Genomic DNA, 24,536 nt, shown 5'->3' with positions numbered 1-24,536 from the left:
CATGGATATCGTGCTGGTGCATGGTGCCGGCGGCACCCCGGGCACCTGGGCACACGTGGCGCCGTTGCTGCGCGCCGTCGGACACCGGGTACACCTGGTCACCAATCCGATGAACTCGCTCGTCGAGGACGTCGCCAACACCACCGCCGTACTTGCCGACTGCGCCGCACCGGTGCTGCTGGTCGGCCACTCCTACGGCGGGGCGGTGATCACCAACGTCGGCCGCGACGAGCGGGTCGCCGGGCTCGTCTACGTCTGCGCCTTCGCCCCCGACGAAGGCGAGTCGATCCAGGACATCATCGGCCGCTACCCGCCGGCCGAGGCCAGCCGGCACATGCGGCGCGGTCCGAACGGTGAATGGGCCTCGGAGCACAGCCCCGAGTACTGGGCGGAGATCGGCTGGGACGTGCCGGAAGCCGAGCGGGACAACTTCGACGCCGACTCTCGCCCCAGCGCCGACGCGATCTTCGCGCAGCCCACCGGGCTGCCCGCCTGGCGCGACAAGCCGTCCTGGTACCTGGTCGCGGCACAGGACAAGACGCTGCGCCCGGACACCCAACGGGACATGGCGGCCCGCGCCGACGCCACCGTAGCCGAGATCACCGGCAGTCACTTCACCCCCCGGGTGTGGCCCCGTGAAGTGGCCGACCTGGTGGAGCGGGCTGCCGCCAGCATCACCGGAGCGCCCCGGTGACCTCCGCCCCGGCGACCGACCACCAGCCCGTGCTCACTGTCCGCGGGCTGCGGGTCGAGTTCGACGTGCCGGCGGGTAGGCTGCCGGCCGTCGCCGGCGTCGACCTCGACCTGCACGCCGGCGAGATCCTAGCCCTGGTCGGCGAGTCCGGCTCCGGCAAGTCCGCCCTGGCGATGAGCCTGGTCGGGCTCAACCGGGCACCCGGCACGCACATCACCGGCCGGGTGGAGTTCGACGGGCGGGACCTGGCCACCGCCAGCGAGGCCGACCTGCGCCGGGTCCGGGGCCGGGACATCGCGGTGGTCTTCCAGGACGCCCTCGCCGCGCTCAATCCGTTGCAACGGGCCGGGGCCCAGGTCGCCGAGATGATCCGTACCCATCAACGGATCAGCCGGGCGCGGGCCTGGCAGCGGGCCGAGGAGCTGCTCGCCGACGTCGGCATCGCCAATCCGGCCCGCAACGCGCGCGCCTACCCGCACCAGCTCTCCGGCGGCATGCGGCAACGCGTCATGATCGCGATCGGGCTGGCGAACGACCCGACCGTACTGATCGCCGACGAGCCCACCACCGCCCTGGACGTCACCATCCAGGCCCAGGTGCTGGCCACCCTCAAACGGCTACAGGCCGAGCACGGCACCTCCATCGTCCTGATCACCCACGACCTCGGGGTGGTCGCCGAGGTCGCCGACCGGGTCGCCGTCATGTACGGCGGCCGCATCGTCGAGCAGGGCACCCGCGACCAGGTGCTGTACACACCGCAGCATCCGTACACGATGGGGTTGCTGGACTCGGTGCCCCGGGTCGACGGGCCGGTCGCCGACCGGCTGCCGGCCATCCCCGGCAGCCCACTCACCGGGGTCGACCGACCGACCGGCTGCGGCTTCGCCCCGCGCTGCGCGTTCGCCCACGCCGACTGCGACACCGCGCCACCCGAGCTTGTCAACCGGTACGGCGAACCCGGCCACGTCGACGCGTGCCTGCTCGACGCGTCGGCCCGGCACACCGCCCGGACCCCGGCAGCGGTCGGAGGTCGACCGTGACCAGCGTGCCACTGATCCAGCTGACCGGCCTGCGGGTGGAGTACCCGGGGCGCGGCGGTGATCCGGTCCGTGCCGTGCGCGACGTCGACCTGGAGATCCGCGAGGGCGAGACCCTCGGCCTGGTCGGTGAATCCGGCTGCGGCAAGTCCACCCTCGGCCGGGCCATCCTGCGGATCACCGAACCCACCGCCGGCAGCATCCGACTGCTCGGCCGGGAGATCACCGGCCTGCGCGGCACCGTGTTCCGGCAGATCCGCGCCGACCTGCAGATGGTCTTCCAGGATCCGTTCAGCTCGCTCAACCCGCGGCGGCGGATCTCCGACAGCGTCGCCGAGCCGCTGCTGCGCGGCCGGGGGGCCAGCCGGGCCGACGCCAGCCGGGCCGTCGACGAACTGCTCGACCTCGTCGGGCTCGGCCGCGACGCCGGCCGACGCCGGCCGCACGAGTTCTCCGGTGGCCAGCGGCAGCGCATCGGCATCGCCCGGGCGCTCGCCCCGTCCCCCCGGTTCATCGTCGCCGACGAGCCGGTCTCCGCGCTCGACGTCTCCATCCAGGCCCAGGTGGTGAACCTGCTCGCCGACCTGACCCGGGAGCGCGGGCTGACCATGCTGTTCATCTCGCACGACCTGGGCGTGGTGCGGCACATCGCCGACCGGATCGCCGTCATGTACCTCGGCCAGATCATCGAGGTCGCCGACCGGGACACCTTCTTCGGCGGACCGGCACACCCGTACAGCGAGGCGCTGCTCTCCGCCGTGCCCACCCTGGACCGGGAGTCAGACCGGGAGCGGATCGTGCTCGCCGGCGAACTGCCCGACCCCGCCCACCCGCCGGCCGGATGTCTGTTCCACACCCGCTGCCGGTACGCCGTCGACCGTTGCCGCACCGAAGCGCCGGCGCTGCGACCGATCCAACCGGGCCGCACGGTCCGTTGCCATCTGCCCCTGGTGCCGCAGGACATCCCGGCACCGTCGACCGTCACCACCGGAGGCACAGCACCGTGATCATCGACGCGTACAACACCACCCAGGACGTGCGGGGCCGATCCGACTACCTCACCGGCGCCCGGCCGGGGCAGGCACCGCCGCCGTACACGCCGTTCGACCCGCGGCGAATCCTGGACCGGATGGACGCCGCCGGGGTCGACATGGCGATGGTCTGCTCACTGGCCCAGCGGATCGAGAACGACTTCATCATTGGCCTGGCCAAGGCCCACCCGGACCGGCTGTTCGGCTTCGGGCAGGTCCGCCCGGCCGACGACGACGCGCTCGACGAGATCGCCCGGATCGCCGACGCCGGCCTCAAAGGGCTCAAACTGCACCCCAGCCTGCACGGCTACCACGTCGCCGACCACGGACTGCTCGACCCGGTCTTCGCCGCCTGCGCCGAACACGGCCTGATGGTGCTGATCAACGCCCTCGACGACGCGTTCTGCGCGCCGCTGGCAGTCGAGGAGATCGCCAAGGGCCACCCGCAGGTGCCGACGATCATCGCCCACATGGGGGCGGTCTGGAACGTCCCCGAGGCGATCATCGTCGCCGAACGGAACCCGCACATCTATCTGGAGACCTCGGCCACCCTGATCAGCGACGTCAAGCGGGCGTACGCCCGGCTCGGCCCGGAGCAGATCCTGCTGGGCAGTGAGTGGCCCGGATCCGACTTCGACCTGGAACGGATGAAGATCGCCAAGGCGATCCCGGACGCCGCGGACCGGGCACTCGTCGAGGGCGGCAACATGGCCAAGCTGCTCGGGATCACCGCATGATCAGCGAGGACGTCGCGCCGGTACCGGCACCGGCCGGGATGACTCCGGGCGAGGTCGAGCTGCTTGACGTCGCCCAGCGGCTGCTGTCGAAGGTCTGGGTCGCCGGCCGGCACGAGGTCGCCACCGCGCTGCGTACCCCGGACGGCACCGTCCACACCGGCGTCCACCTGGAAGGGTCCTGCCGGCGCAGCTCGATCTGCGCCGAAGGTGTCGCACTCGGCGCGGCCCGCGCCGCGTTGCCGGCCGGGACGCCGCTCACCGTCGACAGCGTGGTCTCGGTGCAGATCAAGCCAGCCGGCCGGTTCCGGGTCATCGCCCCGTGCGGGGTGTGCCGCGAGCTGATCAGCGACTACAGCCCGCAGGCTCGGGTCTGGATCACCACCGTCGACGGCGCCGTCACCGCGATGGAGGCCATTGACCTGCTGCCGGAGAAGACCCGCCGGGCCTGGTGACCCGGCCCCGTCCACGTGCCGCGCCCGACTCCGTCCATGTACCGAGAGAGGAACACCGTGTCCGAACCGTCCCGCACCGACCTTGACCGGGCGGCGCTCGCCGCCGAGCTCGGCGGCCCCGGCACGCCGGTCGCCTGGGCCGAGCTGACCTGGCCGGAGGCCGGCCACACGGCAACCACCGTCGACGCGGTGATCATTCCGGTCGGCGCCACCGAACAGCACGGCCCGCACCTGCCGCTCGCCGTCGACACGCTGATCTGCGACGCGGTCGCCCGCGACGTCTCCGCCCTCACCGGCGTGCCAGTGGTGCCGCCGATCGGGTACGGCGTCTCCGCCTCGCACGGCGACTTCGCCGGCACCATCGCGTTGCGCCCGGAGACCCTGATCGCCGTCGTCGAAGACGTCATCGACTCGCTGCACGCCAGCGGCGTCCGGCAGTTCATCCTGCTCAACGGACACATCTGGAACAACGGCTCGCTCGACGTATCCGCCGAGAAGCTACGGGTACGCCACCGCGACTCACGGGTACGGGCGTTGGCCTACGTGACCATGTACCCCGGGCCGGAGGTCGACGGGCACGTCTACCACGGGCGTGGCCTGATGCACGCCAACTACTTCGAGACCTCGGTGATGCTGCACCTGCACCCGGATCTGGTCCGGATGGACAAGGCCACCTCACACCGCGACGTCGACTCGTTCTGGGACTACCGGATGGACCAGGTCAGCGACACCGGCGTGTGGGGCCGCGACGTCGCCGACGCCACCGCTGAGCACGGCCGGGCCGAGTTCGACCGCTGCGTGGCCACCACCGCCCGGGCCGTCGCCGCCGCCGTGCGCGAACCCTGGCCCGACCCCACCCACCGGCCCTGACCGTCCGCCCACCGGCCCTGGCCCGACCCCACCCACCGGCCCCGACCGGTGCCGCGAAGGAGCATTCTGCGTGAAGATCTACGACATCACCCTGCCGATCCATCCGAAGATGCTGCACTGGGGCCGTAAACCCGAGGTGGAGATCGTCGAGTCGCTGGCCAACGGCGACGCCTCCAACGTCACCCGGTGGCGGCTCGGCGCGCACACCGGCACCCACGTCGACGCCCCGGCGCACTTCGTCGACGGTGCCACCCCGATCGACGAGGTGGCGCTGGAGACCCTGGTCGGCCCGGCGGTGGTCGCCGACCTGACCGCCGTCGACGGGGACGTGACCATCGCCGATCTGGTCACCGCCGGAGTCGCCGGTGCCACCCGGGTGCTGTTGAAGACCAGCAACTCGGCCGGCCCGTTGCGCGAGACCGAACGCGCCGAATCCTGGGTCGGGCTCTCCCCGGAGGCCGCCCGCTGGCTGATCGACCAGCGGGTCGCGCTGATCGGCATCGACTACCTGACCATCGAGAGCCATCGGCGTACCGACACCTGGGACGCCCACCACGCACTGCTCGGCTCCGGCGTGATCATCCTGGAGAACGCCGACCTGGACGCCGTGCCACCGGGGGAGTACGAGCTGGTCTGCCTGCCGACGAAGCTGGTCGGCGCCGACGGGGCGTTCGCCCGTACCATCCTGATCCAGCGCGACTGACCCGGCGAGACTGATCCGCATGTCGATCGAGATCGCGTTCGCCGCACCGCATCCGTCCGCGTTGGACGCCGCCGCCGACGTGGTGGCGGCCGGCGGCGGCGTCGTTGACGCCGTCCTCGCCGCCGCCGCCGCGCTCACCGTCGCCTACCCGCACCAGTGCTCCGCCGGCGGTGACCTGATCGCCCTGGTCCGCACCCCCGACGACGAGGTACGCGCGGTGCTGTCGGTCGGCGCGGCCGCCGCCAGCGTCGACGTCGCGGCGCTGCGCGCAGCCGGGGACCGGATGCCACCCGGCGGTCCGCTGACCGTCACCGTGCCCGGTGTCGTCGCCGGCTGGGCCGCGCTCGCCGACCTCGGCGGCCGGCTGCCGCTGGCCCGGGTGCTGGCACCCGCCGTCGAGTTGGCCGTCGGCGGCGTACCGGTCAGCCCTGGCCTGGCTGCGGCGATCCTGCGCCGGCTCGACGTGGTCCGCGCCGATCCCGGCCTGGCCGCGCTGCTGCTCGACGGCGACGGTACGCCGCTGCCGGCCGGAGCGGTGCTGCGCCAGCCGGCGCTGGCCCGCACCCTCGGCACCATCGGCGCCGACTGGCGCGACTACTACCAGGGCGAGCTCGCCGAGGCGCTGGCCGCCGGGCTGGCCGCCCTCGGCAGCCCGCTGACCACCGCCGACCTTGCCGGGCACGCCGCCGAGATCACCGATCCACTGCGGTACGCCGCCGTCGGCTCCGGGGTGACCTGGTCGGTCGCGCCGCCGCCCAGTCAGGGCGCCACCCTGCTGGCCATGCTCGCCAACGCCAACGCCAACGCCAACGCCAGCGCCGACGCCGCCGCGCTGGCCACCGCCCGGACCGCCGAGCAGCGCCGCGACACCCTGCTCGGTGACCCCCGGACCGGTCCGATCGACCTCGACGGGCTACTGCTGCGCACCGACCCGCCGGCCAGGCCGGTGCCGCCCTCCGGCCCGAAACCGGCTGGCGACACCGTCGCGGTCACCGCCGTCGGCAGCGACGGCACCGCCGTCACCCTGATCCAGAGCGTCTTCCAGACGTTCGGCGCCGGTATCTGCGAACCCGGCACCGGCCTGGTGCTGCACAACCGGGGGTCGGTGTTCAGCCTCGACCCGGCCCACCCCGGCCGGCTGCGCCCCGGTGCCCGCCCACCACACACCCTCTGCCCGGCGATCGCCACCGGCCCGGACCGGATCGTCGCGCTCGGCTGCCAGGGCGGCCGGGCCCAGCCGTGGATCCTGGCCCAGGTCGCCGCCGAGGCGCTGACCACCGCCGACCCGGCCGGCCTGCTGGCCCGCTCGCGCTGGGTGATCGGTGCCCGCGACGTCGGGCAGGACCAGCCCAGCCTGCTGCTCGAACCCGACACCCCGGCCGCCGACGCGCTGCGGGCCGCCGCCACCGATCTCAACCTGCGGGTGGTGCAGTTGCCGCAGCGCCACGACGACGCCGGGCACGTCCAACTGGCCCGGCTCACCCCGGCCGGCCTCGACGCGGCCAGCGACCCCCGCGCCGACGGCGCCGCCCGGGTGCTGCGAGGCCACTGATGGACCCCGCCGAGGCGGCCGCACTACTCGCCGAACCGTACCGGCTCGGGCCGGTCACGCTGCGGTCCCGGATCGTCAAGGCACCCACCTCGACCGGCGCGGCCGACGCCGGTGGGTACGCCCAGCCGTGGCACCGGGACCACTATGCGCGGGTCGGCCGGGGGAGCGCGTTGACCATCGTCGAGTTCACCGCGATCGACGACGGGGCCGCCCTCGGCTTCCCCGGCCACCTCGGCATCGCCAGCGACGACCACGCCGCCGCGTTGGCCCCGGTCGCCGAGCGGATCCGCGCCGACGGCCGCGTCGCCGGGCTGCAGATCGCTCACGCCGGACGGCAGCGCACCCTGCCGGGGGAGGCGCTCGCCGCGTCGGCGGTGCCCTGGCCCGCCATCGAACGCCGACTCGGGCTGCGACCACGCGCCATCACCGTCGACGAGATCGCCGCGGTCGTCGACGGGTTCGGCCGGGCCGCCGGCCGCGCGGCCCGGGCCGGCTTCCAGGTGGTGGAGATCCAGGCGGCCAACGGCTACCTGCTCGCCGGATTCCTCTCCCCGCACACCAACCGGCGCGACGACGACTACGGCGGCGATCCGGCCCGGCGACGTCGCGTCCTGCTGGAGGTCGTCGCCCGCTGCCGGGCCGCGCTGCCGGCCGAGGTGGCGCTCACCGTACGGCTGTCCGACCGTGACCACGAGCCCGGCGGGCAGGACCTGGCCGAGACCGCCGAGCTGGTCGCGGCCCTGGCCGCCACCGGTCAGGTCGACGCGGTCCATGTCTCGTCCGGCAACCACGCCACGCGGGTACGCCAGGTGCCGCCGGCCGCCGTGCCACCGGGCGCCGTCTGGCGGTCGGCCCGGACCCTGCGGGGCATCGGGCTGCCCACCATCGCCTGTGGCGGGCTCACCGAACCGGTGCAGGCCGCCACGCTGCTCCGCGACGGCACCGCCGATCTGGTCGCGCTCGGCCGGGCGTTCCTAGCCGACCCGGACTGGGCGGACAAGGCGCTCGCCGGCGCCGCCGAGCGGATCCGCCCCTGCGTACGCGGCAACGACGGCTGCCACGCCCGCGCAGCCCTGATCGCCCGGCCGGTCGCCTGCACCGTCAACCCGTCGCTGAGCCTGCCGCCGGCCGCCGGGTCGTCCGGCCCGGGGCGACCGGATGCGCCGGTGATCGTCGCCGGGGCCGGCCCGGCCGGCCTGGAAGCCGCGCACCGGCTCGCCGAGCACGGCCACCGGGTCCGGCTGTACACCGGTGGCCGGCTCGGCGGTACCCTGCGGGACGCGGTGGACAGCGGGGTGCACGACAGCTTCGCCCCGTACCTGCGCTGGTTGACCGACCGGCTCGCGGCCAGCGCCGTCGAGCTGGCCGACGCTCCGCTGCACCCGAGGGACCTTGGCGGAGGCTGGGTCGGGCTGCTGGTCGCCACCGGCGGCGTGGCGCGGTCGCTGCCCGGCGCGGTGCCCGCACTCGACGTGCTGCGCGGCCGGGTGCCGCTGCCCGCCGACGGTCCGGTGCTGGTGATCGGTGCCGGCCGGACCGGCACCAGCACCGCCGCCGCGCTGGCCCGGCGCGGTGCCGACGTCACGCTGCTCGGCGACACCACCCAGGTGCTCGACGACGAACCCCCCGACGACCCACCGACCTGGACCGACCTGCTCGCCTCGGTCGGGGTGCGGACCGTGCTGGGTCACCGGGCCAGGGTCACCGAAGACCAGGAGGTACAGGTGGACGGGACGGTGCTGCGGGCCGGGCTGATCGTCGCGGCGGTCGGCCGCGAACCCGACCATGACCTGTACGAGGCTGTCGCCGAGGTGGCCGCCGGCCGGCCGGTGCTGCGCTGCGGCGACGCGCTGCGCCCGGGGCGGCTGCACGACGCGGTGCACGCCGGGGCACGGGCCGCCCGTACCCTGCACGAGGCCCTCGCCTTCCGGCAGGTGGCCCGGTGACCGGCGGTGACCTGCTCGTCGTCGGCGACGTACAGACGATGGACCCAACCGGCCCGCTGGCCGAGGCGGTGGCCGTACGGGCCGGTCGGATCGTCGCCGTCGGTGACCTGCGCGCCGCCCGCGCCGCCGTTCCCACCGGAACGCCGGAGCTCGCCCCGCCCGGCGGGGTAGTGCTGCCCGGCTTCGTCGACAGTCACGTCCACCTGATCTGGGCCGGCCGGGCCGCCGCCCGGGTCGGGTTGGACGACGCGGTCAGCGTCCGCGACATCTGCGACCGGATCAGCGGGTACGCCCGCCGGCATCCCACCCGCCGGTGGATCGAGGCCGATGCCGGCTTCGACCCCGGTGACCTGGCCGAACGCCGGCTACCCAGCGCCGCCGAGTTGGAGGCTGCCGCTCCTGGCCGGCCGGTGCTGCTGGACCGCAAGGGCCACGACGGCATCGCCAACCTGACCGCGTTGCGGCTGGCCGGGATCACCGCCGGCACTTCGGACCCAGCCGGCGGACGGATCGACCGGTACGCCGACGGCACCCCGACCGGGCTGCTCGTCGAACATCCGGCCGTGGCCCTGGTCCGCGCGGTGGTCCCGGAGCCGGACCAGCAGACGAGGATCGACTGGATCACCGCCGGGCAGGCGGAGCTGCTCGCCCATGGCATCACCACCGCCGTCGACCCGGCAGTGCCGGCCGCCGAACTGGCCGCGTACGCGGCGGCCGGGCGGGCCGGTGCGCTGCGGCTGCGTACTGTCGCGATGCCGTTGGGCGGCGATGACGTCGACGACGCGCAGCTTCGACGTACCCTCGATGAACTTGATCTTGACCGGGCCGCACCCGGTCTGTTGCGCGCCGGGCCGACGAAGCTGTTCCTCGACGGCGGCGGCTCGCTCGGCACCGCACTGCGTTCGTCGCCCTGGCCGGGCACCGACGGCTACCACGGCAACCAGAGCCTGCGCACCGAGACGGTGCGGGCGCACTGCGTGGCGGCGGCGGCGCACCGGCGTGGTGTCGGCGTGCACGCCGTCGGCGACGCCGCGATCGACCTCACCCTGTCGGTCTTCGCCGAGGCCGCGGCCGGTACGCCGATCGCCGGACTGGGCTTCCACCTGATCCACGCCTACCTCGGCCCAGGACCGGCGGCGATGGCGACCGCTCGGCGGCTCGGCGTGCCGGTGTCGGCGCATCCGACGCTGCAGTGGGCGTTCGGGCTCAACCTGATCGACCGGCTCGGCGAGCCGGCCGCCGCCGCCGCGAATCCACTGCGATCCTGGTTGGACGCCGGGGTGACGGTCGGTGGCGGCTCGGACGGGCCGGGGCCGCCGATGTCGGTGCTGCACGGCATCTGGCAGGCCCGCACCCGTCGGGTCCGGGGCCGCGACGAGCCGCTCGGGCCGGACCAGGCGGTCACCGCCGCCGAGGCCCTGGCGCTGTTCACCACCGGAGCGGCGCAGGTGGCCGGCAGTCCGCAGGCCGGCTGGGGCGGTGGGATGCTGCGGGTCGGTGATCCGGCGGACCTGACCGTGCTCGACGTCGACCCGCTCACCCCGGACGCCGACGCGCTGCCCGCCGGCACCGTCCTGGCCACCGTGGTGGCCGGCGAGGTCCGCTACGCCGCCGGCTGACTGCGGCGCCGATCTCGACCGCAGCTGATCGCGGTGGCCTGCCGTCACGCCGCCGTGCTGCTGGCGCTGGTGCTGGTCGCGGCTGCGTTCATGTGTGCGTTGACCCGACCCATCGTCTGTACGGCCTGCCGGCGGCTGAGTAGCCGGGCGCCGTTGGCGGCGAACCAGTTCAGCCGGCCCGAGACCATGCTCGGCGGGGAGCTGCGCCGGTCGAGGGCACGCAGTGCCGTCGCGACCACATCGGATGCCGACTGCCGCGGGAGCGGCCCGCTGACTTCGTCGGTGCCGAGCACGTCGAAGAATTCCGTCTGGGTGATGCCGGGGGACAGCGCCAGCACCCGCAGGCCGGTGCCCAGGCTCTCGTGCCAGAGGGCTTCGGTGAAGTGCAGCACGAACGCTTTCGTCGCCGCGTACACCGCAAGGTTCGGGCTGGGTTGGTACGCGGCGAGGCTGGCGACGTTGATCAGTACGCCGGTGTCGGCGGCGCGTAGTTGGCCGATGAAGGCCCGGCTGATGTCGACCACGGCCGTGACGTCGACCGCGATCTCGTCCCGCAGCCGGTCCGGGTCCTCCCGGTGGAACGGGCCGGCGGTGCCGAAGGCAGCATTGTTGACCACGCTGGTCACCGCGATTCCTCGACGGTTCGTCTGCTCCGCGAGGTGCTCGCCGGCGCGGGGCAGGCTCAGATCGGCCGGGATCACCTCGACCCGAACCCGGTGCGCGGTGGTCAGTTCGGTTGCCAACTGGCGTAGGCGCTCCTCGCGGCGGGCGACGAGCACTAGGTCGGAGCCGCGGGCGGCGAACTGGCGGGCGAACTCGGCACCGATGCCGGAGCTCGCGCCGGTAATCAGGGTGGTCTGGTCACGGTAGTTGACGGGTGGCATGGCATCTCCTCGAAGTCTCGTCGCTGCTTGCACCCTATCCCTAACTTGCACTCGGTGCAACGCCCGTTTCGAGTGCAGAGAAGGTACGCTGTGCCATATGGTTGACGAGCCGGTTCATCGGGAAGGACTGCGGGACCGCACCCGTCGAGCGGTCCGCGCGGACATCGCCTCGGCGGCGATGCGGCTGTTCCTGGAGCAGGGTTTCGAAGCCACCACAATGGATCAAATTGCCCGCCAGGTCGGCATCTCGCGGCGCTCGCTGTTCCACTACTTTGGCACCAAGGAGGACATCGTCCTCGGTGACCACGCCGAGCAGGGCGAGATCGTCCGGGCCGCGCTGGCGGCCCGACCCGACGACGAGGACGCGTGGACGGCGATCCGGGCGGCGCTGAAGACGCTCCTCGACACCATGCCGTACTCGTTGCAGGAGTTCCTGCGGATCAACCGCATGCTCAAACAGTCGTCGGCCCTGCGCGCCCGGCACATCGAGAAGCAGCAGCAGTGGATCGACGTTCTGACGCCCGGCGTCATGGCCCGGACCGCGCCCACCGCACCGGAGCCGATCAGTCAACTGCGGGCCGGCGCGGTGGTCGCCGCCGCGATCTCCTGCATGGAGGTGGCGACTGCGGCATGGGTACGCAGCGACGGTCGGCTCGACCTCGAAGCCCTCTACGACGAGGCGGTGGCCGCCGTCCGCCACTGACTGCTGTCCAGCAGCCTGCTGGCTGCCGGGTTCGAGCGGCGCGACTCGGCCAACTGGCGTAGGCGGTTGTCGTGAGCAGGACAGCGGCTCGCGGCGTCGGGCGGCATCATCGACCGGATGCCGGGCTCCGCTCACGTTCCGTCGCAGTTGCGGTTCAGGCCCTTCCGGGGCAGCCGGGCGGTCGCTGCCGGTCTGTTGACCAAGCGGATGCTGCACGGATCGGCGTGGCGACGTCTGCTACCCGACGTCTACCTGCATGCCGCCGCTGCGGCCCGGGCGGACCACGGTACCTGGTGCGAGGCTGCTGCCTTGCTGCTGCCGCCGGGGGCGGCGATCGGCGGGTTGAGCGCGGCGTACCTGTGGGGGGTGAACCTGCTGCCCGTCCCGGCGGTCCCGGTGACGCTGGTGGTACCGCCACCGTTGCGGCTGCGTGAGCACGCCGGCCTGGCCGTGTGGCGGTCGCCCCTACGGCCGAAGGAGGTGACTCGGTTCGCCGGACTGCCGGTCACCACGGGTCTGCGTACCGCCTTCGACCTGGGGCGGCGGCCGCCACGGCTGGATGCGGTGGTCGCCGTCGACGCGTTGGCGCACCGGCGGGTGGTCAGGCTGCCGCTGCTTACCCGGTTGTGCGCCGACCGGGCCGGCTGGCCTGGTGTGCCGTTGCTGCGGGAGGTGGCGTCGCTGGCCGAGCCGCTCACCGAATCGCCCATGGAAACCCGGCTACGTCTGCTGCTTTGCGACGCCGGGCTGCCCCGCCCGGTAGCCCAGCACGACGTGTCCGATCGGCTGGGCCGGTTCGTCGCCCGTATCGACCTGGCGTACCGGCAGTGGCGGATCGGCATCGAGTACGAGGGTGACCACCATCGGGAGCGGGCGCACTATCAGCAGGACGTGGCCCGGTTCAACGCCCTGCGTGATCTCGGCTGGCTGGTCCTGCGCTTCACTGCTGACGATGTGCACCGGCAACCGGCTCGGACCATCGGCCACGTCGCAGCCGCTATCCGCGACCGCCGGAGCCTTGCTCGGTGACACGTCAGATACCTCACGTGGACCCGTTGAGGTATCTGACGTGTCACCGAGTAGTAGGCCGCCGTCGTGCTTCGGTGGAGCTGCGTAGAGTTTGATCGTATTGCGAGATGGCGTCTCTGTTGACGGTGGGTAGGTGCTGGCCTAGGCTAGGGGACACGACCACCCAGCCGCAGGAGAACGCCATGATCCGAGTTCCGCAAGGTGCTGGATTGCTGGTGCGCGGTTACGAGGAGCCGCTGCGGGTCCACCCGCCGCGCGAGGGCATGCGCCCCGGGACCGCTGCCGGGGACCCGCAGACCCCGTTCTGATTGTCGAGTACGCCCGACCGTCGCACCCCGGCACCTGACATGCCGCGGCAACGGCGGGCACGGCACCCCTGTCCTGACCGAACCGGTCCGCGCACGCCACCGCGCGTCGCGCCCGGGACACCGGCCGACTCTTCCAGCAGAACCGACGATCCTCGGAGCGCATCATCATGACGACCGCAATCGACCTGGCCCCGATCTCCGGCCCGTCCGCCTGGCGCGGCGACGAGCTGAGCAAGTCCACCGAATGGATCTACCACCTCAGTGACGCCGAGCGGACCGAGTTGGAGACCGTCGGGCGCAAGTTCGTCGCTGACGACCCCGACCTGCGTACGGTCACCGCCGCCGACTACCCGTTGCCGGTCTGCGCCGACCTCAACGCCGAATGTGCCCAGCAGATGGACTCGGGCCGCGGCTTCATCCTGGTGCGCGGGCTGCGCACCGAGGAGTACGGAGACACCCTCGCCGGTGCGATCTTCTTCCTGATGGGGCTGCACCTCGGCGTACCGATGGGGCAGAACCAGATGGGTGACGTGCTCGACCACGTCATCGCCACCTCCAACAAGACCCTCGACGACCCGTCGGCGCTGCCGTCGCGGGTGCGTGACCGGCTGCCGTTCCACTCCGACAGCTCCGACGTCGTCGCGCTGATGTGCCTGCGCGCCGCGAAGGACGGCGGGTCGAGCAGTCTGGTCAGCGGCACAACCATCTACAACGAGATCCTGCGCCGCCGGCCCGACCTGGCCCCGCTGCTGTTCGAGCCGTGGCACTGGGACTGGTACAAGCAGGACCACGATGCCCCGGCGAAGACCTACCTGTCACCGATCTGCAGCTTCGTCGACGGCGTCTTCAGCACCTACGCCGGCAGTTCGATGATCTTTTCGGCGCAGGACTACCCGGAGGTGCCCCGGCTCACCGAGGCCCAGATCGAGTTGCTGCACCTCTACGACGAGATCGCCCAGGAGCCGGGCCTGGCGCTGGACATGGACTTCCAGCCCGGCGACGTGCAGTGGCTGCTGAACTACGCCGCCCTGCACTCGCGGACCGGCTACGTCGACTACCCGGAGCCGGAGCGTCGCCGCCACCTGCTGCGGCTGTGGCTCAAGCGCGACGTCGGCCGCCCGCTGGTCGACGGCTTCGGCAAGAACGTCGTCACCGACCGCAGCGCGGTGGCCGTGGTGCCGGGTGGCCGGTTCAAGATCGCCGAGGCCGCCGAGCCGAACTTCGAGTGGGGCAACTGACCTCACCCGGCTGTACGTGGACGGCCCGTCATGCTTCAATGTCGCAGCGTGGCGGGCCGCCCGCATTCCAGCACCCGGCGACCGGCACACTGTCGGGCATGGACTATCGCCAGACGTACGAGTCGGCCGCGTCGACCTTCGCCGAGCTGATCCACCGGGTGCCCGCCGACCGCTGGGCCGCTCCAGGACTCGGTGAATGGTCCTGTGCGGATCTCGTCGGCCACACCGTCAGCTCGGCGCTGCGTCAGGTGCCCGAGGTGCTGGCCACGGCCGGGCAGACCGGAGCGCCCGCGACCGGGCAGGCACCCGCGCCGGCCACTGTGCCGCCGATCGGGGTCGACTCGCCGGAGGACTACTGGGCGCTGCCGCGTAGTGTGCCGGCCGAACTGCTGGCGGCCGCGGTGGCGGCGTCGTCAGTGGACGCCCGCCGTACCGGACAGTTGTTGTTCGCCCGCGGACCCGCCGCCGACGCCGCGGCCGCGCCCACCGCCGACACCGCCGACGCCGTGGTCGATGACTGGGTACGCCAAGCGACGGCGGCGCTGGCGGCGGTGGCGGACGACGACGTGGTGCACACCCGGGTAGGCGGTATCCGGGTCGACGTCTGGCTGCCGACCCGGACCTTCGAGCTGGTGGTGCACGGACTGGATGTCGCTGCGGCCACCGGAGTGTCGGTCGAGTTCGCGGCACCGGCTCTCGCCGAGACAGCGGCGCAGGCGGCCCGGGTCGCCGTCGCGGTCGGTGACGGACCCCTGGTGCTGCAGGCCCTGACCGGTCGAGGCTCGCTGCCGCCGGGCTTCTCCGTCGTGTGAACGCCGGCCACGGTTAGAGGTCGAGCACCAGACGGTCGGAGCTGCACCGGCCGACGCAGATCATCATGCTGCGGCCGGCGGCCCGTTCGTCGGCGGTGAGCAGCGAGTCGCGGTGCTCCGGCGTGCCGGCCAGCACCCGGGTCTCGCAGGAACCGCAGTAGCCCTTCTCGCAGTCGTAGGTCAACCCGGGCACCGCCTCGCGCAGCACCTCGATCATGCGCTTGTCCTTCGGCACCCGCAGGGTGACCCCGGTGCGGGCCAGGTGCACGTCGAACTCGGTGTTGGCCGCCGGGTCGAACGCGACTTCCAGGTCGTCGCCGGCGGCGAAGCGTTCCACGTGCAGTTGCCCGGTGCGCCCGGCGTCGCCGCAGGTCCGCTCCACCGCGTTGATCATCGCGCCGGGTCCGCAGCAGTAGATGGCGGCGCCGTCGCCGGTGCCGCCGATCAGCGTGGCCAGGTCGGGCAGGCCGGCCTCGTCCTGTGGCAGCAGGGTGGCCCGGTCGCCGGCCAGGGCGACCAACTCGTCGGTGAAGGCCATCGAGGCGCGGCTGCGGCCCCCGTAGACGACGCGGAACGGCGTGCCACGCCGGACGGCTTCGCGGACCATGGCGAGGATCGGGGTGATGCCGATGCCGCCGGCCAGGAAGAGGTACTCGTCGGCGTCGACCAGCGGGAAGTGGTTACGCGGGCCGCGTACGGTCAGCGTCGCGCCGGTCGCGGCGACGGTGTGCAGTTCGACGGATCCGCCCCGGCCGGCGGTCTCCCGCAGTACGCCGATCCGGTAGCGGCCGGACTCGTCCGGGTCGCCACAGAGCGAGTACTGCCGGACCCGGCCGGACGGCAGCCGTACCTCCAGATGGGCCCCGGGTGCCCAGGTCGGCAGCGGGGCACCGTCGGCGGCGGTAAGCCGTACCTCCAGCACCTGCTCGGCGACGGTGGTGACCGCCTCGACGACCAGGTCCCGGTCGCCACCCGGGCGGATCGCCACCGGGATACCCCCGGTCGCCGCGTCGGCGGCGCGGCGGCCGGGGGTGAACACGGCCGGGATGGCGTCCCAGCCGGTCTGGTTCCCCTTGGTGGGGTAGCCGACGAGGCCGTCTTCGACGACCTGGTAGTCGGGTAGCCGGGTCAGCACCTGGGTGATCATTTCGCGGAACATCAGCCGGGCCAGGTGGGCACCGGCGCACCGGTGGCTCCCGATACCGAAGCTGAGGTGGCGGGTGGCGTCGCGGTCGAGGCGGACCTGCTCGGGCTCGGGGAAGACCGCCGGGTCGTGGTTGGCGGCGACCCAGGGGATGAGGACGCGTTCGCCGGCGCTGACCGGGCAGCCGCCGACCTTGGCGTCGGTGCGGGCGGTGCGGGCCATCGACTGCGACGGCGCGAAGACCCGCAGGAACTCCTCGGTGGCGCCGTCGAGCAGGTCGGGGGAGTCGATCAGGCGTTGCCGCTGCTCCGGGTTGCGGCTCAGGTGCACCAGCGTGGAGCCGGTCAGCGACGTGGTGGTGTCGACACCACCGGCGACCAGCAGGCCGATCACCGAGACGAGTTCGTCGACGCTGAAGGGTTCGCCGTCTGGGCGGCGTTGGGCGACCAGGTAGCTGACCGCGTCGTCGGCGGGCTCGGCCCGCCGGTCGCGGATCAGGTCCCGGATCCGCTCGTCCAGGTACGCCAGGCCCTGCGCGCCCCGGATGGCCCGGTCGCTGCCGGGCAGTGCGGCGAAGATGTCGTGGATCGGCTTGGCCAGCTTGGCCCAGTCGGATTCGGGGAAGCCGAGCCAGTCGAGGGTGACGGCGGCCGGCAGCGGGTTGGTCAGGTCGCGGACGAAGTCGACGGACCCTTCGGTGACGAAGGCGTCGATCACCCGGGTGGTGTGCCGGGCGATCATCGGGGCGAGCTTGGCGACCGCGTCCTGGGTGAGCAGCGGGTTGATCAGGTCGCGGTAGCCGGTGGCGGCCGGTGGGTCGAGCTCGATCGGGTACTGCTCCAGGCCGGGGCCGCGCGGGATGACGATGGCGGTGCCGTCGCCGCCGGCGACGTCGCGGGCCGAGGAGAAGGTGTCGTCGTCGCGGGCGACGCGGACCACGTCGGCGTACCGGGTGGTGTAGACGAAACCGCCGTGCGCGTCGGTCCGTCCGACCGGGCACTTCTCCCGGTACGCGCGGTAGTAGCCGACCGGGTCGGCGTTGCAGACGTCGGAGTGGTGATCGAAGTCAGTCATGGCGGACTAGCTCCACGGATGCTGGCTGCCGCGCGGTGTTGCCCAGCCGCGCCACTGGGTGTCTGGAGCCGAGCGTAATCCCGTTCACATTGCGAGACAACGTTTCGCTTTGAGATGCTCTAGCCGTGCCCCATGATCACGACGATCTTGCACTTATCGACGGACAAAATGCACATAAGCTCTCGATAACTGCAAGATCGTCGGGGAGAGGGGGTCAGAAGGTCAGGACGGCCTTGCCCACCGTACCGCCGCGTACCGCCGCCACCGCCTCGTTGACCTGCTCGAACGGGTAGTAGCTGAGCAGCCGGTCGACCGGGAACCGGCCGGCGGTGTGCAGATCGAGCAGCTTGGGCAGGAACACCTGGGGCAGGCTGGCACCGCCGATGATGCCGGTGACGCTGCGCCCGTTGAGGATGCTGCGCCAGTCGAAGCTCATCTGCTCGCTCGGGCCGACGCCGACAACGCCGCAGCGGCCCAGCGGGCCGAGGGTCTCGACCGCGGTCCGCAGCACCTGCTCGCGCCCGGTGGCGTCGATGGCGAAGTCGAAGCCGTGCGGGGCGATCGCGGCGAGCAACTCCTTGGCGTCGCCGGCACGGGAGTCGACGCCGTGGGTGGCGCCGAGCAGCCGGGCGGTGTCCAGCTTGTCGGCGTTGACGTCGACCGCGGCGATCGTGGTGCAGCCGGCGATCCGGGCGGCCAGGATCGCCGCCACACCGACCGAGCCGGCGCCGAAGACGACGATCGACGACCCGACCGGCGGGCGGAGCACGTTGAGCACCGCGCCGGCCCCGGTGCCGAAGCCGCAGCCGAACGGCCCGACCAGCCGCAGGTCGATCTCCTTGCTGACCGGCACCACGGCGCGGGCCGGGGCGACCACGTGGCTGGCGAACGACGACTGGCCGAGAAAGTGTCCGTTGACCGGTTCGCCGTCGCGCGACAGCGCGCTGCTGCCGTCCGGGCGGCGGCCGGCGAAGTTGACCGCGTCGAAGCTGCGGCAGTACGCCGGGCTGCCGGTCAGACACAGCGGGCAGCTGCCGCACGAGGTGAAGCTCATCGCCACGTGGTCGCCGGCCGAGACGCCGGTGACCCGCTCGCCGACCTGTTCGACCACGCCGGCGCCCTCGTGGCCGAGCACCGCCGGGGTGGGGAAGAAGTTGGCGAACTCCAGGTCGGTGCCGCAGATACCGACGCTGTGTACGCGTACCAGCACCTCGTCCGGGCCGGGTCCGGCCAGGTCGAGCTCCTGCAGGGTGAACGGTGCACCCGCGTTGTCCAGTACCGCCGCCGTGACCCGCACGCAAATCCTCCCGGTGTACTCACAAAGCGAGACTGCATCTTGACATGCGGAACATGGAGGGTCAAGGATTCCACCATGGCTGACCTGGACATTCCCGCTGCCCGCCAGCTGATCGACGGTGCCTGGGAGGCGGCCGCCGACGGTGGCGAACTTCCGGTGCTCGACCCGGCGACCCGGCAGAGCATCCAGCCGGTCGCCCGGGCCCGCGCCGTCGACGTGGACCGCGCGGTCGCCGCCGCCCGTCGGGCCGCCCCCGGCTGGGCCGCGACCTCGCCGAGCGAACGCGGCGCCGCGCTGCGCCGGTGGGCCGACCTGATCGCCGCCCACGTCGAGGAACTCGCCGCCCATGAGGCTCGTGACGTGGGCAAACCTCGCTCCGGCGGGCGGCTCAACATCTACATCGCGCAGGGCATCGTCGACTACTTCGCCGGTGCGGCCGACAAGCTGACCGGGGTCACCCTGCCCACCCGTACCCCTGACTACTTCGGTTACACCCGCCCGGAGCCGTACGGCGTCTGCGCGGTGGTGATCCCGTGGAACGTGCCGGCCGTGCTCACCGCCGCGAACGTCGCCCCGGCGCTGGCCGCCGGCAACACGGTGGTGCTCAAGCCGTCCGAGATCGCCCCGCTCGCCCCGTTCGCCCTGGCCGAGCTGGCTCGCCGGGCCGGCCTGCCGCCCGGGGTGCTCAACGTGGTGACCGGGCTCGGCCCGGAGGCCGGTGTGGCGCTGACCGGCCACCCGGACGTCGACCACATCAGCTTCGTCGGCTCGACCGTCACCGGCCGGGCGGTGATGCGCGCCGCCGCTGAGCACCTGGTCCCGGTGAAGCTCGAACTCGGCGGCAAGTCGCCGAACGTGGTCTTCGCCGACGCGGATCTGGACACCGCCGTCCCGGCGATCGTCGCCTCGATCACCGAGAACGCCGGCCAGAACTGCTACGCCGGGTCCCGGCTGGTGGTCGAGGAGTCGATCCGGGCCGAGGTGGTCGAGCGGGTGGCCGCCGCGATGGCCGAGATCCGGGTCGGGTCGTGGGAGCAGGACCTGGACATGGGCCCGCTGGTCAGCCAGGCCCAGTACGAACGGGTCCGGGGTTTCCTGGCCGAGGCGCCGGGCTCCGGGGCGCGGCTGGTCACCGGCGGGGAGTCGGCCACGGCCGAGTTCGGCGACGGCTGGTACGTGGCCCCGACCGTGTTCGACGGGGTCGACGAGACGATGCGGCTGGCCCGCGAGGAGATCTTCGGCCCGGTCCTGGCCGTGCAGGGGTTCCGGACCACCGAGGAGGCGGTGTCGATCATGAATGGCACCGACTTCGGGCTGCTCACCTGCGTCTGGACCTCGGACGTGTCCCGGGCGTTGCGGGTGGCCGGCCAGGCCCGCAGCGGCCAGGTGGCGGTCAACCAGTTCCACGACGCCGGGGTGATCGGGTTCCCGTTCAACATGCAGAAGGAGAGCGGGTTCAGCCGGGGTGGCGGGTACGCGGCGCTGCGCGAGTACACCCAGGAGAAGGCCGTCGCGGTCCGGCTGCTCGATCGATCGCCGACGTGACCGGGGCGGCCGACGGTCCGGTGCCGGCTGCCCGGCCCCGGCTGGCCGTGGCCGCCGACCCGACGCCGGCCCAGTTCGCCCAGTGGCTGACCGACCTCGCGTTCGGCGGTGCCGGCTGGCCGGTGCTGCTGGCCCGGCTGGCCGAGGCCACCGGCCGTGACTGCCGGCTGGTCGCCGAGACCGGCGAGCTGCTGGCCACCAGCGACAGCACCAGCGGCAGCACCGTCGTCGACCCGGGGGCGCTGCGCGGCGACCGGGTGCGCTGCGCCGACGGCTGGCTCGGCCGGTCGGTGCCGGTGGGTTCGGGCAGCCGCCGGCTCGGTGTCCTGCTGCTGGCCGAGCCGGTCGGGACCGGCCAGCTCGACTACGCCCGGGCCGCGGTCACCGCGTTGCTCATCGAGGCGGTACGCCGGGAGCCGCCGCAGCCGTCGGCGCCGGTGGGTGCCGACGGGCTGCTGCGGGCGCTGCGCGACGGCACCGGTGACCGGTCACCGGCCGGTCAGGCGGACCTGGTGCGGGCCGCTGCGGCGTACCGGTGGCGGCTGGACCGGCCGCACGCGGCGGTGGCGCTCGGCTACACCGGCACCCAGCGCCGCCGGTGGGCGTCCGCGTTGACCTGGCTGGACCGGCCGGTGCTGGCCGACGGTCGGCTGGGGTGGACCCTGCTGCAGGGCGACGCCGAGCGGGAGGTGGCCCGGCTGCGCGGCCGGTTGGAACAGATCGTCGGTGCCGGCCAGGTCCGGGTGGCCGGCGGTCGGTCGGTGACCGGCCCGGCCGCGACCCCGGACTCGTTTCGGGACGCCCGGCTGCTGCTGCGGCTGCTGCTGCGTAACAGTCCGGCGGCGGAGCCGGCCGAGCTGCCGTTCGAGCGGGCCGGTCTGGCGCAACTGCTGCTGGCCGTTCCGTCGGACCGGCTGCGCTGGTACGTGGACCGGCACCTGGGGCCGATCGCGCAGCGCGACGACCTGCTCCGCACCCTGGACCACTGGTTGGCGACCGGGGGAAGCAGGCAAGCTGTGAGTGAACAACTGCATCTGCACCGTAACTCCGTCGGCTACCGGGTGGGTCTGATCAAGCGGCTGCTGGGGGTGGATCCGTTGGATCCGTCGACCGCTGCCGTGCTGCGTACCGCGCTGGTCGCGCGGGAGCTGCTGATCGTTGCCGCCGACGGCGGATAACCGCAGGTCGATGGCGATTTCCGCCCGGTTGCGCCGGCTTGGATCACGGGCACGTTACGTAGCTGAGCCAGTTTCGGTCGAGGCGTTGACAGGCCGCCGGAGCGCAGGCAAAGTACGTCGCTAAGCAGCGCGAATCACAATGCAAGACGGCATATTGTTTGGTAGACCAGTGGAGGCCAAGGGTGCGAGCGATGGTTCAGACCGACTTCGGTGGCCCCGAAGTCGTACGGCCGCGCGCCCTGCCGGACCCCGAGCCCGGCCCGGCCGACGTCGTCGTCGCCGTCCGCGCCGCCGCGCTGAACCGTCTCGACCTGCTCCAGCTGCGCGGGCCCGGCCTGCTCCCCGGCTTCACGCTGCCGCACGTCGCCGGCATGGACGTCGCCGGACAGGTGGTCGCCACCGGCGCCGAGGTCGGCACGCTGCGCACCGGCGAGCGGGTCGTGCTCGACCCCACCATCGGCTGCGGGTACTGCTCCGCCTGCGTCGGCGGCAACCCCGGCTACTGCGCCACGCTGCGCGTCGTCGGCGGCAACCGCCCCGGCGGCTTCGCCGAGTACGTCGCCGTACCGGCCGCCGTCGCCCACCGGGTCCCCGACCACGTCGACCTCGCCGACGCTGCCGCACTGCCCACCGCCTGGAGCGTCGCCTGGCACGCCCTGCACCGGGTCGGCACCCTGCGCTCCGGCGAATCCGTGGTGATCCAGGCCGCCACCAGCGCGGTCAGCATCGCCGCCATCCAGCTCGCCCGGGCCAGCGGCGCCTGGGTGATCGCGGTGGCCCGCAGCGCGGCCAAGCGGGCCGCCGCCATCGAACTCGGCGCCGACGTGGTGCTCGACCTGGACGACCGGACCGCCGCCGGAGTCCGGGAGCACACCGGTGGGTACGGCGCCGACCTGGTCCTGGACCACGTCGGTGCGGCCACCTGGGACAGCTCCCTGGCCAGCCTGCGCACCGGCGGCCGGCTGGTGCTGCTCGGCAACACCAGCGGCGACCAGGTCAGCCTGTCGCTGGCCCAGGTCTACCACCAGGGCCTGCGCCTGCTCGGCGCTGGCGCGTACGCCCCAGCCGACTTCGCCGCGATGCTCGACGCCTACTTCGCGGGCGGGCTGCGGGTGGTCCGGGGAGCCGAGTACCCGCTCGCCGACCTGCCCGCGGCGTACGCCCGGCTGGAGTCCGGTGACCTCGTCGGCAAGATCCTGATCCGGCCATGACCGCCCCCACGCCTGCGGCCCCGACCGCCGCCGCCGGACCCGGCGCCGCCCGCGCCGACCTGCTGATCGTCGACGCCGACATCGTCACCATGGCCCCCGGCCGGGAGGTGGTCACCGGCGGCGCGATCGCGGTGGTCGACGGCCGGATCGCCGACATCGGCCCGACCGGTGCGCTGCGGGTCGCGTACCCGCACAGCCCGGAGCTCGACGCGGCCGGCTGCCTGGTCGTCCCCGGCCTGGTCAACGCCCACCAGCACACCACCGCCGACCCGCTGATCCGCAGCGGCATCCCCGACGACGTCCCCGCCCAGCAGGCGATCTTCGACTGGATCGTGCCGCTGCACGCCGCCGTCACCGGCGACGACGACGAACTCTCGGCCACCCTGACCGCCGTCGAGGCGCTCAGCTACGGCGTGACCACCCTGCTCGAACCGGGCACCGTGGCGCATCCGCTGCGGGTCGCCGCCGGGCTGCGCGCGGCCGGCATCCGGGGCCGGGTCGGCCGCTGGGGCTGGGACACCGCCGACGCCCCGTACGCGATGCCGGCCGCCGACACCCTCGCCGCGCAGGCCGAGACGGTCACCGTGCTGGCCGGTGACCGGCTGGTCACCGGCTGGGTCACCCTGGTCGGCCACGACCTGGTCAGCGACGAACTGTTCACCGGCGCCGCCGAGCTGGCCGAGCGGCTCGACGTGCCGATGACCTGGCACCTGTCGCCCAGCGCCGAGGACCCGGCCGGGTACGCCGTCGCCGGTCGCCCCCGTCCGGTGCTGCACCTGCGTGACCTCGGTGTGCTCGGCCCCCGCCTGCTGCTCGGCCACGCCGTCTGGCTCGACGACGACGAACTCGACGTACTCGCCGGCAGCGGCACCGCCGTCGCCTCCTGCCCCGGTGCCTACCTGCGGCTCGGCCAGGGCTTCACCCGGGCGGGCCGGCACACCGAGCTGCGGCGCGCCGGCGGCCGGCTGGCGTTGGGCTGCGACTCGCACAACGCCGGCGACACCCCGGACGTGTGGCGGGCCGCCCGGCTGTTCGCCGGGCTGGACCGCGACCGCGGCGCGGCCGAGCCGCTGCCCGCCGACGAGATCTTCGCCCTGGCCACCGTCGACGGCGCCGAGGCCGTCGGGCTGGGGCGGCTGACCGGTTCGATCGAGGTCGGCAAAGCCGCCGACCTGGTCGTACTGGACACCCGCACCATTGCGTGGACCCCGCGCGGGGACCTGGCCACCCAGCTTGTCTGGGGCGCGGCCAGCCACACCGTGCGGGACGTACTGGTCGACGGCCGGCCGGTGGTCCGGGACCGCCGGATCACCACCGTCGACGTCGACGCCCTGCGGGCCGAGGTCGCGTCGCGCGGCGCGGACCTGCTCCGCCGGGCCGGCATCGACATCCCGCATCGCTGGCCTGCCGTGCCGGCGACCGAGTACCGCGCGCACCGGACCGGACCGGCCGGCGCGACGCCCCCAAGGTGA

General features: G+C 73.2%; 22 protein-coding genes. 19 read left to right on the top strand and 3 right to left on the bottom strand.

The window, feature by feature from the left end; all coding sequences use genetic code 11:
• Nucleotide 1 precedes the first annotated feature (1 nt).
• From EDC02_RS18975 to EDC02_RS18930, 10 genes are all read left to right on the top strand, one after another.
• The gene (locus EDC02_RS18975; protein WP_123603122.1) at nt 2–694 is read left to right on the top strand and encodes an alpha/beta fold hydrolase; all 693 of its coding nucleotides are present in this window, start codon (nt 2–4) and stop codon (nt 692–694) included.
• The gene (locus EDC02_RS18970; RefSeq protein WP_199757682.1) at nt 691–1,734 is read left to right on the top strand and encodes an ABC transporter ATP-binding protein; all 1,044 of its coding nucleotides are present in this window, start codon (nt 691–693) and stop codon (nt 1,732–1,734) included. The genes EDC02_RS18975 and EDC02_RS18970 overlap by 4 nt, the downstream gene beginning before the upstream one ends.
• Complete coding sequence (locus tag EDC02_RS18965) at nt 1,731–2,738, top strand: ABC transporter ATP-binding protein (protein ID WP_199757681.1); 1,008 nt, start codon at nt 1,731–1,733, stop codon at nt 2,736–2,738. The genes EDC02_RS18970 and EDC02_RS18965 overlap by 4 nt, the downstream gene beginning before the upstream one ends.
• A complete protein-coding gene (locus EDC02_RS18960; protein ID WP_123603120.1) occupies nt 2,735–3,499 on the top strand; it encodes an amidohydrolase family protein in 765 nt (254 codons plus the stop codon). The genes EDC02_RS18965 and EDC02_RS18960 overlap by 4 nt, the downstream gene beginning before the upstream one ends.
• Nucleotides 3,496–3,951 carry a cytidine deaminase gene (locus tag EDC02_RS18955; RefSeq protein WP_123603119.1) on the top strand — a complete coding sequence of 152 codons (456 nt, stop codon included), beginning with the start codon at nt 3,496–3,498 and terminating at the stop codon, nt 3,949–3,951. The genes EDC02_RS18960 and EDC02_RS18955 overlap by 4 nt, the downstream gene beginning before the upstream one ends.
• Before the next feature lie 57 nt (nt 3,952–4,008).
• On the top strand, nt 4,009–4,821 hold the full coding sequence (locus EDC02_RS18950) for a creatininase family protein (protein WP_199757680.1): 813 nt from the start codon (nt 4,009–4,011) through the stop codon (nt 4,819–4,821).
• 70 nt (nt 4,822–4,891) lie between these two features.
• On the top strand, nt 4,892–5,524 hold the full coding sequence (locus EDC02_RS18945) for a cyclase family protein (protein WP_199757679.1): 633 nt from the start codon (nt 4,892–4,894) through the stop codon (nt 5,522–5,524).
• A gap of 19 nt (nt 5,525–5,543) precedes the next feature.
• Nucleotides 5,544–7,076, top strand: coding sequence for a gamma-glutamyltransferase (locus EDC02_RS18940; protein ID WP_233606007.1), 1,533 nt, complete (start codon nt 5,544–5,546; stop codon nt 7,074–7,076).
• Nucleotides 7,076–9,022 (top strand): FAD-dependent oxidoreductase, encoded by a 1,947-nt coding sequence (locus EDC02_RS18935; protein WP_123603117.1) that lies wholly within the window; start codon nt 7,076–7,078, stop codon nt 9,020–9,022. The genes EDC02_RS18940 and EDC02_RS18935 overlap by 1 nt, the downstream gene beginning before the upstream one ends.
• Nucleotides 9,019–10,641, top strand: a complete 1,623-nt coding sequence (locus EDC02_RS18930; RefSeq protein ID WP_123603116.1) for an amidohydrolase — start codon at nt 9,019–9,021, stop codon at nt 10,639–10,641. Before EDC02_RS18935 ends, EDC02_RS18930 begins: the two co-directional genes overlap by 4 nt.
• A 44-nt stretch (nt 10,642–10,685) precedes the next feature.
• On the opposite strand, the gene EDC02_RS18925 is transcribed toward EDC02_RS18930, so the two are convergent.
• On the bottom strand, nt 10,686–11,525 hold the full coding sequence (locus EDC02_RS18925; RefSeq protein WP_123603115.1) for an SDR family oxidoreductase: 840 nt from the start codon (nt 11,523–11,525) through the stop codon (nt 10,686–10,688).
• Nucleotides 11,526–11,622: 97 nt separating this feature from the next.
• Between EDC02_RS18925 and EDC02_RS18920 the strand changes: the two genes are divergently transcribed.
• From EDC02_RS18920 to EDC02_RS18900, 5 genes are all read left to right on the top strand, one after another.
• Nucleotides 11,623–12,228, top strand: coding sequence for a TetR/AcrR family transcriptional regulator (locus EDC02_RS18920; protein WP_123603114.1), 606 nt, complete (start codon nt 11,623–11,625; stop codon nt 12,226–12,228).
• Nucleotides 12,229–12,345: 117 nt separating this feature from the next.
• Complete coding sequence (locus tag EDC02_RS18915) at nt 12,346–13,257, top strand: endonuclease domain-containing protein (protein ID WP_123603113.1); 912 nt, start codon at nt 12,346–12,348, stop codon at nt 13,255–13,257.
• A gap of 182 nt (nt 13,258–13,439) precedes the next feature.
• A complete protein-coding gene (locus EDC02_RS42390; RefSeq protein ID WP_255500449.1) occupies nt 13,440–13,565 on the top strand; it encodes a hypothetical protein in 126 nt (41 codons plus the stop codon).
• 167 nt (nt 13,566–13,732) lie between these two features.
• Nucleotides 13,733–14,803: a TauD/TfdA family dioxygenase gene (locus EDC02_RS18905; RefSeq protein WP_123603111.1), complete on the top strand. Its 1,071-nt coding sequence runs from the start codon at nt 13,733–13,735 to the stop codon at nt 14,801–14,803.
• 98 nt (nt 14,804–14,901) lie between these two features.
• Nucleotides 14,902–15,615, top strand: coding sequence for a maleylpyruvate isomerase N-terminal domain-containing protein (locus EDC02_RS18900; protein ID WP_123603110.1), 714 nt, complete (start codon nt 14,902–14,904; stop codon nt 15,613–15,615).
• 13 nt (nt 15,616–15,628) lie between these two features.
• Here EDC02_RS18900 and EDC02_RS18895 read toward each other — a convergent pair whose 3' ends face one another.
• Both EDC02_RS18895 and EDC02_RS18890 read right to left on the bottom strand, forming a co-directional pair.
• Nucleotides 15,629–17,833: a cytochrome P450 gene (locus tag EDC02_RS18895; protein WP_123603109.1), complete on the bottom strand. Its 2,205-nt coding sequence runs from the start codon at nt 17,831–17,833 to the stop codon at nt 15,629–15,631.
• A gap of 214 nt (nt 17,834–18,047) precedes the next feature.
• Nucleotides 18,048–19,130, bottom strand: coding sequence for an NAD(P)-dependent alcohol dehydrogenase (locus tag EDC02_RS18890; RefSeq protein WP_123603108.1), 1,083 nt, complete (start codon nt 19,128–19,130; stop codon nt 18,048–18,050).
• Between the two features lie 75 nt (nt 19,131–19,205).
• On the opposite strand from EDC02_RS18890, the gene EDC02_RS18885 reads away from it, so the two are divergent.
• From EDC02_RS18885 to EDC02_RS18870, 4 genes are all read left to right on the top strand, one after another.
• Nucleotides 19,206–20,675 carry an aldehyde dehydrogenase gene (locus EDC02_RS18885; RefSeq protein ID WP_123603107.1) on the top strand — a complete coding sequence of 490 codons (1,470 nt, stop codon included), beginning with the start codon at nt 19,206–19,208 and terminating at the stop codon, nt 20,673–20,675.
• On the top strand, nt 20,672–21,853 hold the full coding sequence (locus EDC02_RS18880; RefSeq protein ID WP_158632227.1) for a CdaR family transcriptional regulator: 1,182 nt from the start codon (nt 20,672–20,674) through the stop codon (nt 21,851–21,853). Before EDC02_RS18885 ends, EDC02_RS18880 begins: the two co-directional genes overlap by 4 nt.
• 191 nt (nt 21,854–22,044) lie before the next feature.
• Nucleotides 22,045–23,064 (top strand): zinc-binding dehydrogenase, encoded by a 1,020-nt coding sequence (locus EDC02_RS18875; protein WP_199757678.1) that lies wholly within the window; start codon nt 22,045–22,047, stop codon nt 23,062–23,064.
• Complete coding sequence (locus tag EDC02_RS18870) at nt 23,061–24,536, top strand: amidohydrolase family protein (RefSeq protein WP_123603104.1); 1,476 nt, start codon at nt 23,061–23,063, stop codon at nt 24,534–24,536. The genes EDC02_RS18875 and EDC02_RS18870 overlap by 4 nt, the downstream gene beginning before the upstream one ends.

The organism is Micromonospora sp. Llam0 (assembly GCF_003751085.1).
GTDB lineage: Bacteria > Actinomycetota > Actinomycetes > Mycobacteriales > Micromonosporaceae > Micromonospora_E.
The sequence above is the reverse complement of the archived record's forward strand: the minus strand, read 5'-3'. Positions and strand labels throughout refer to the sequence as shown.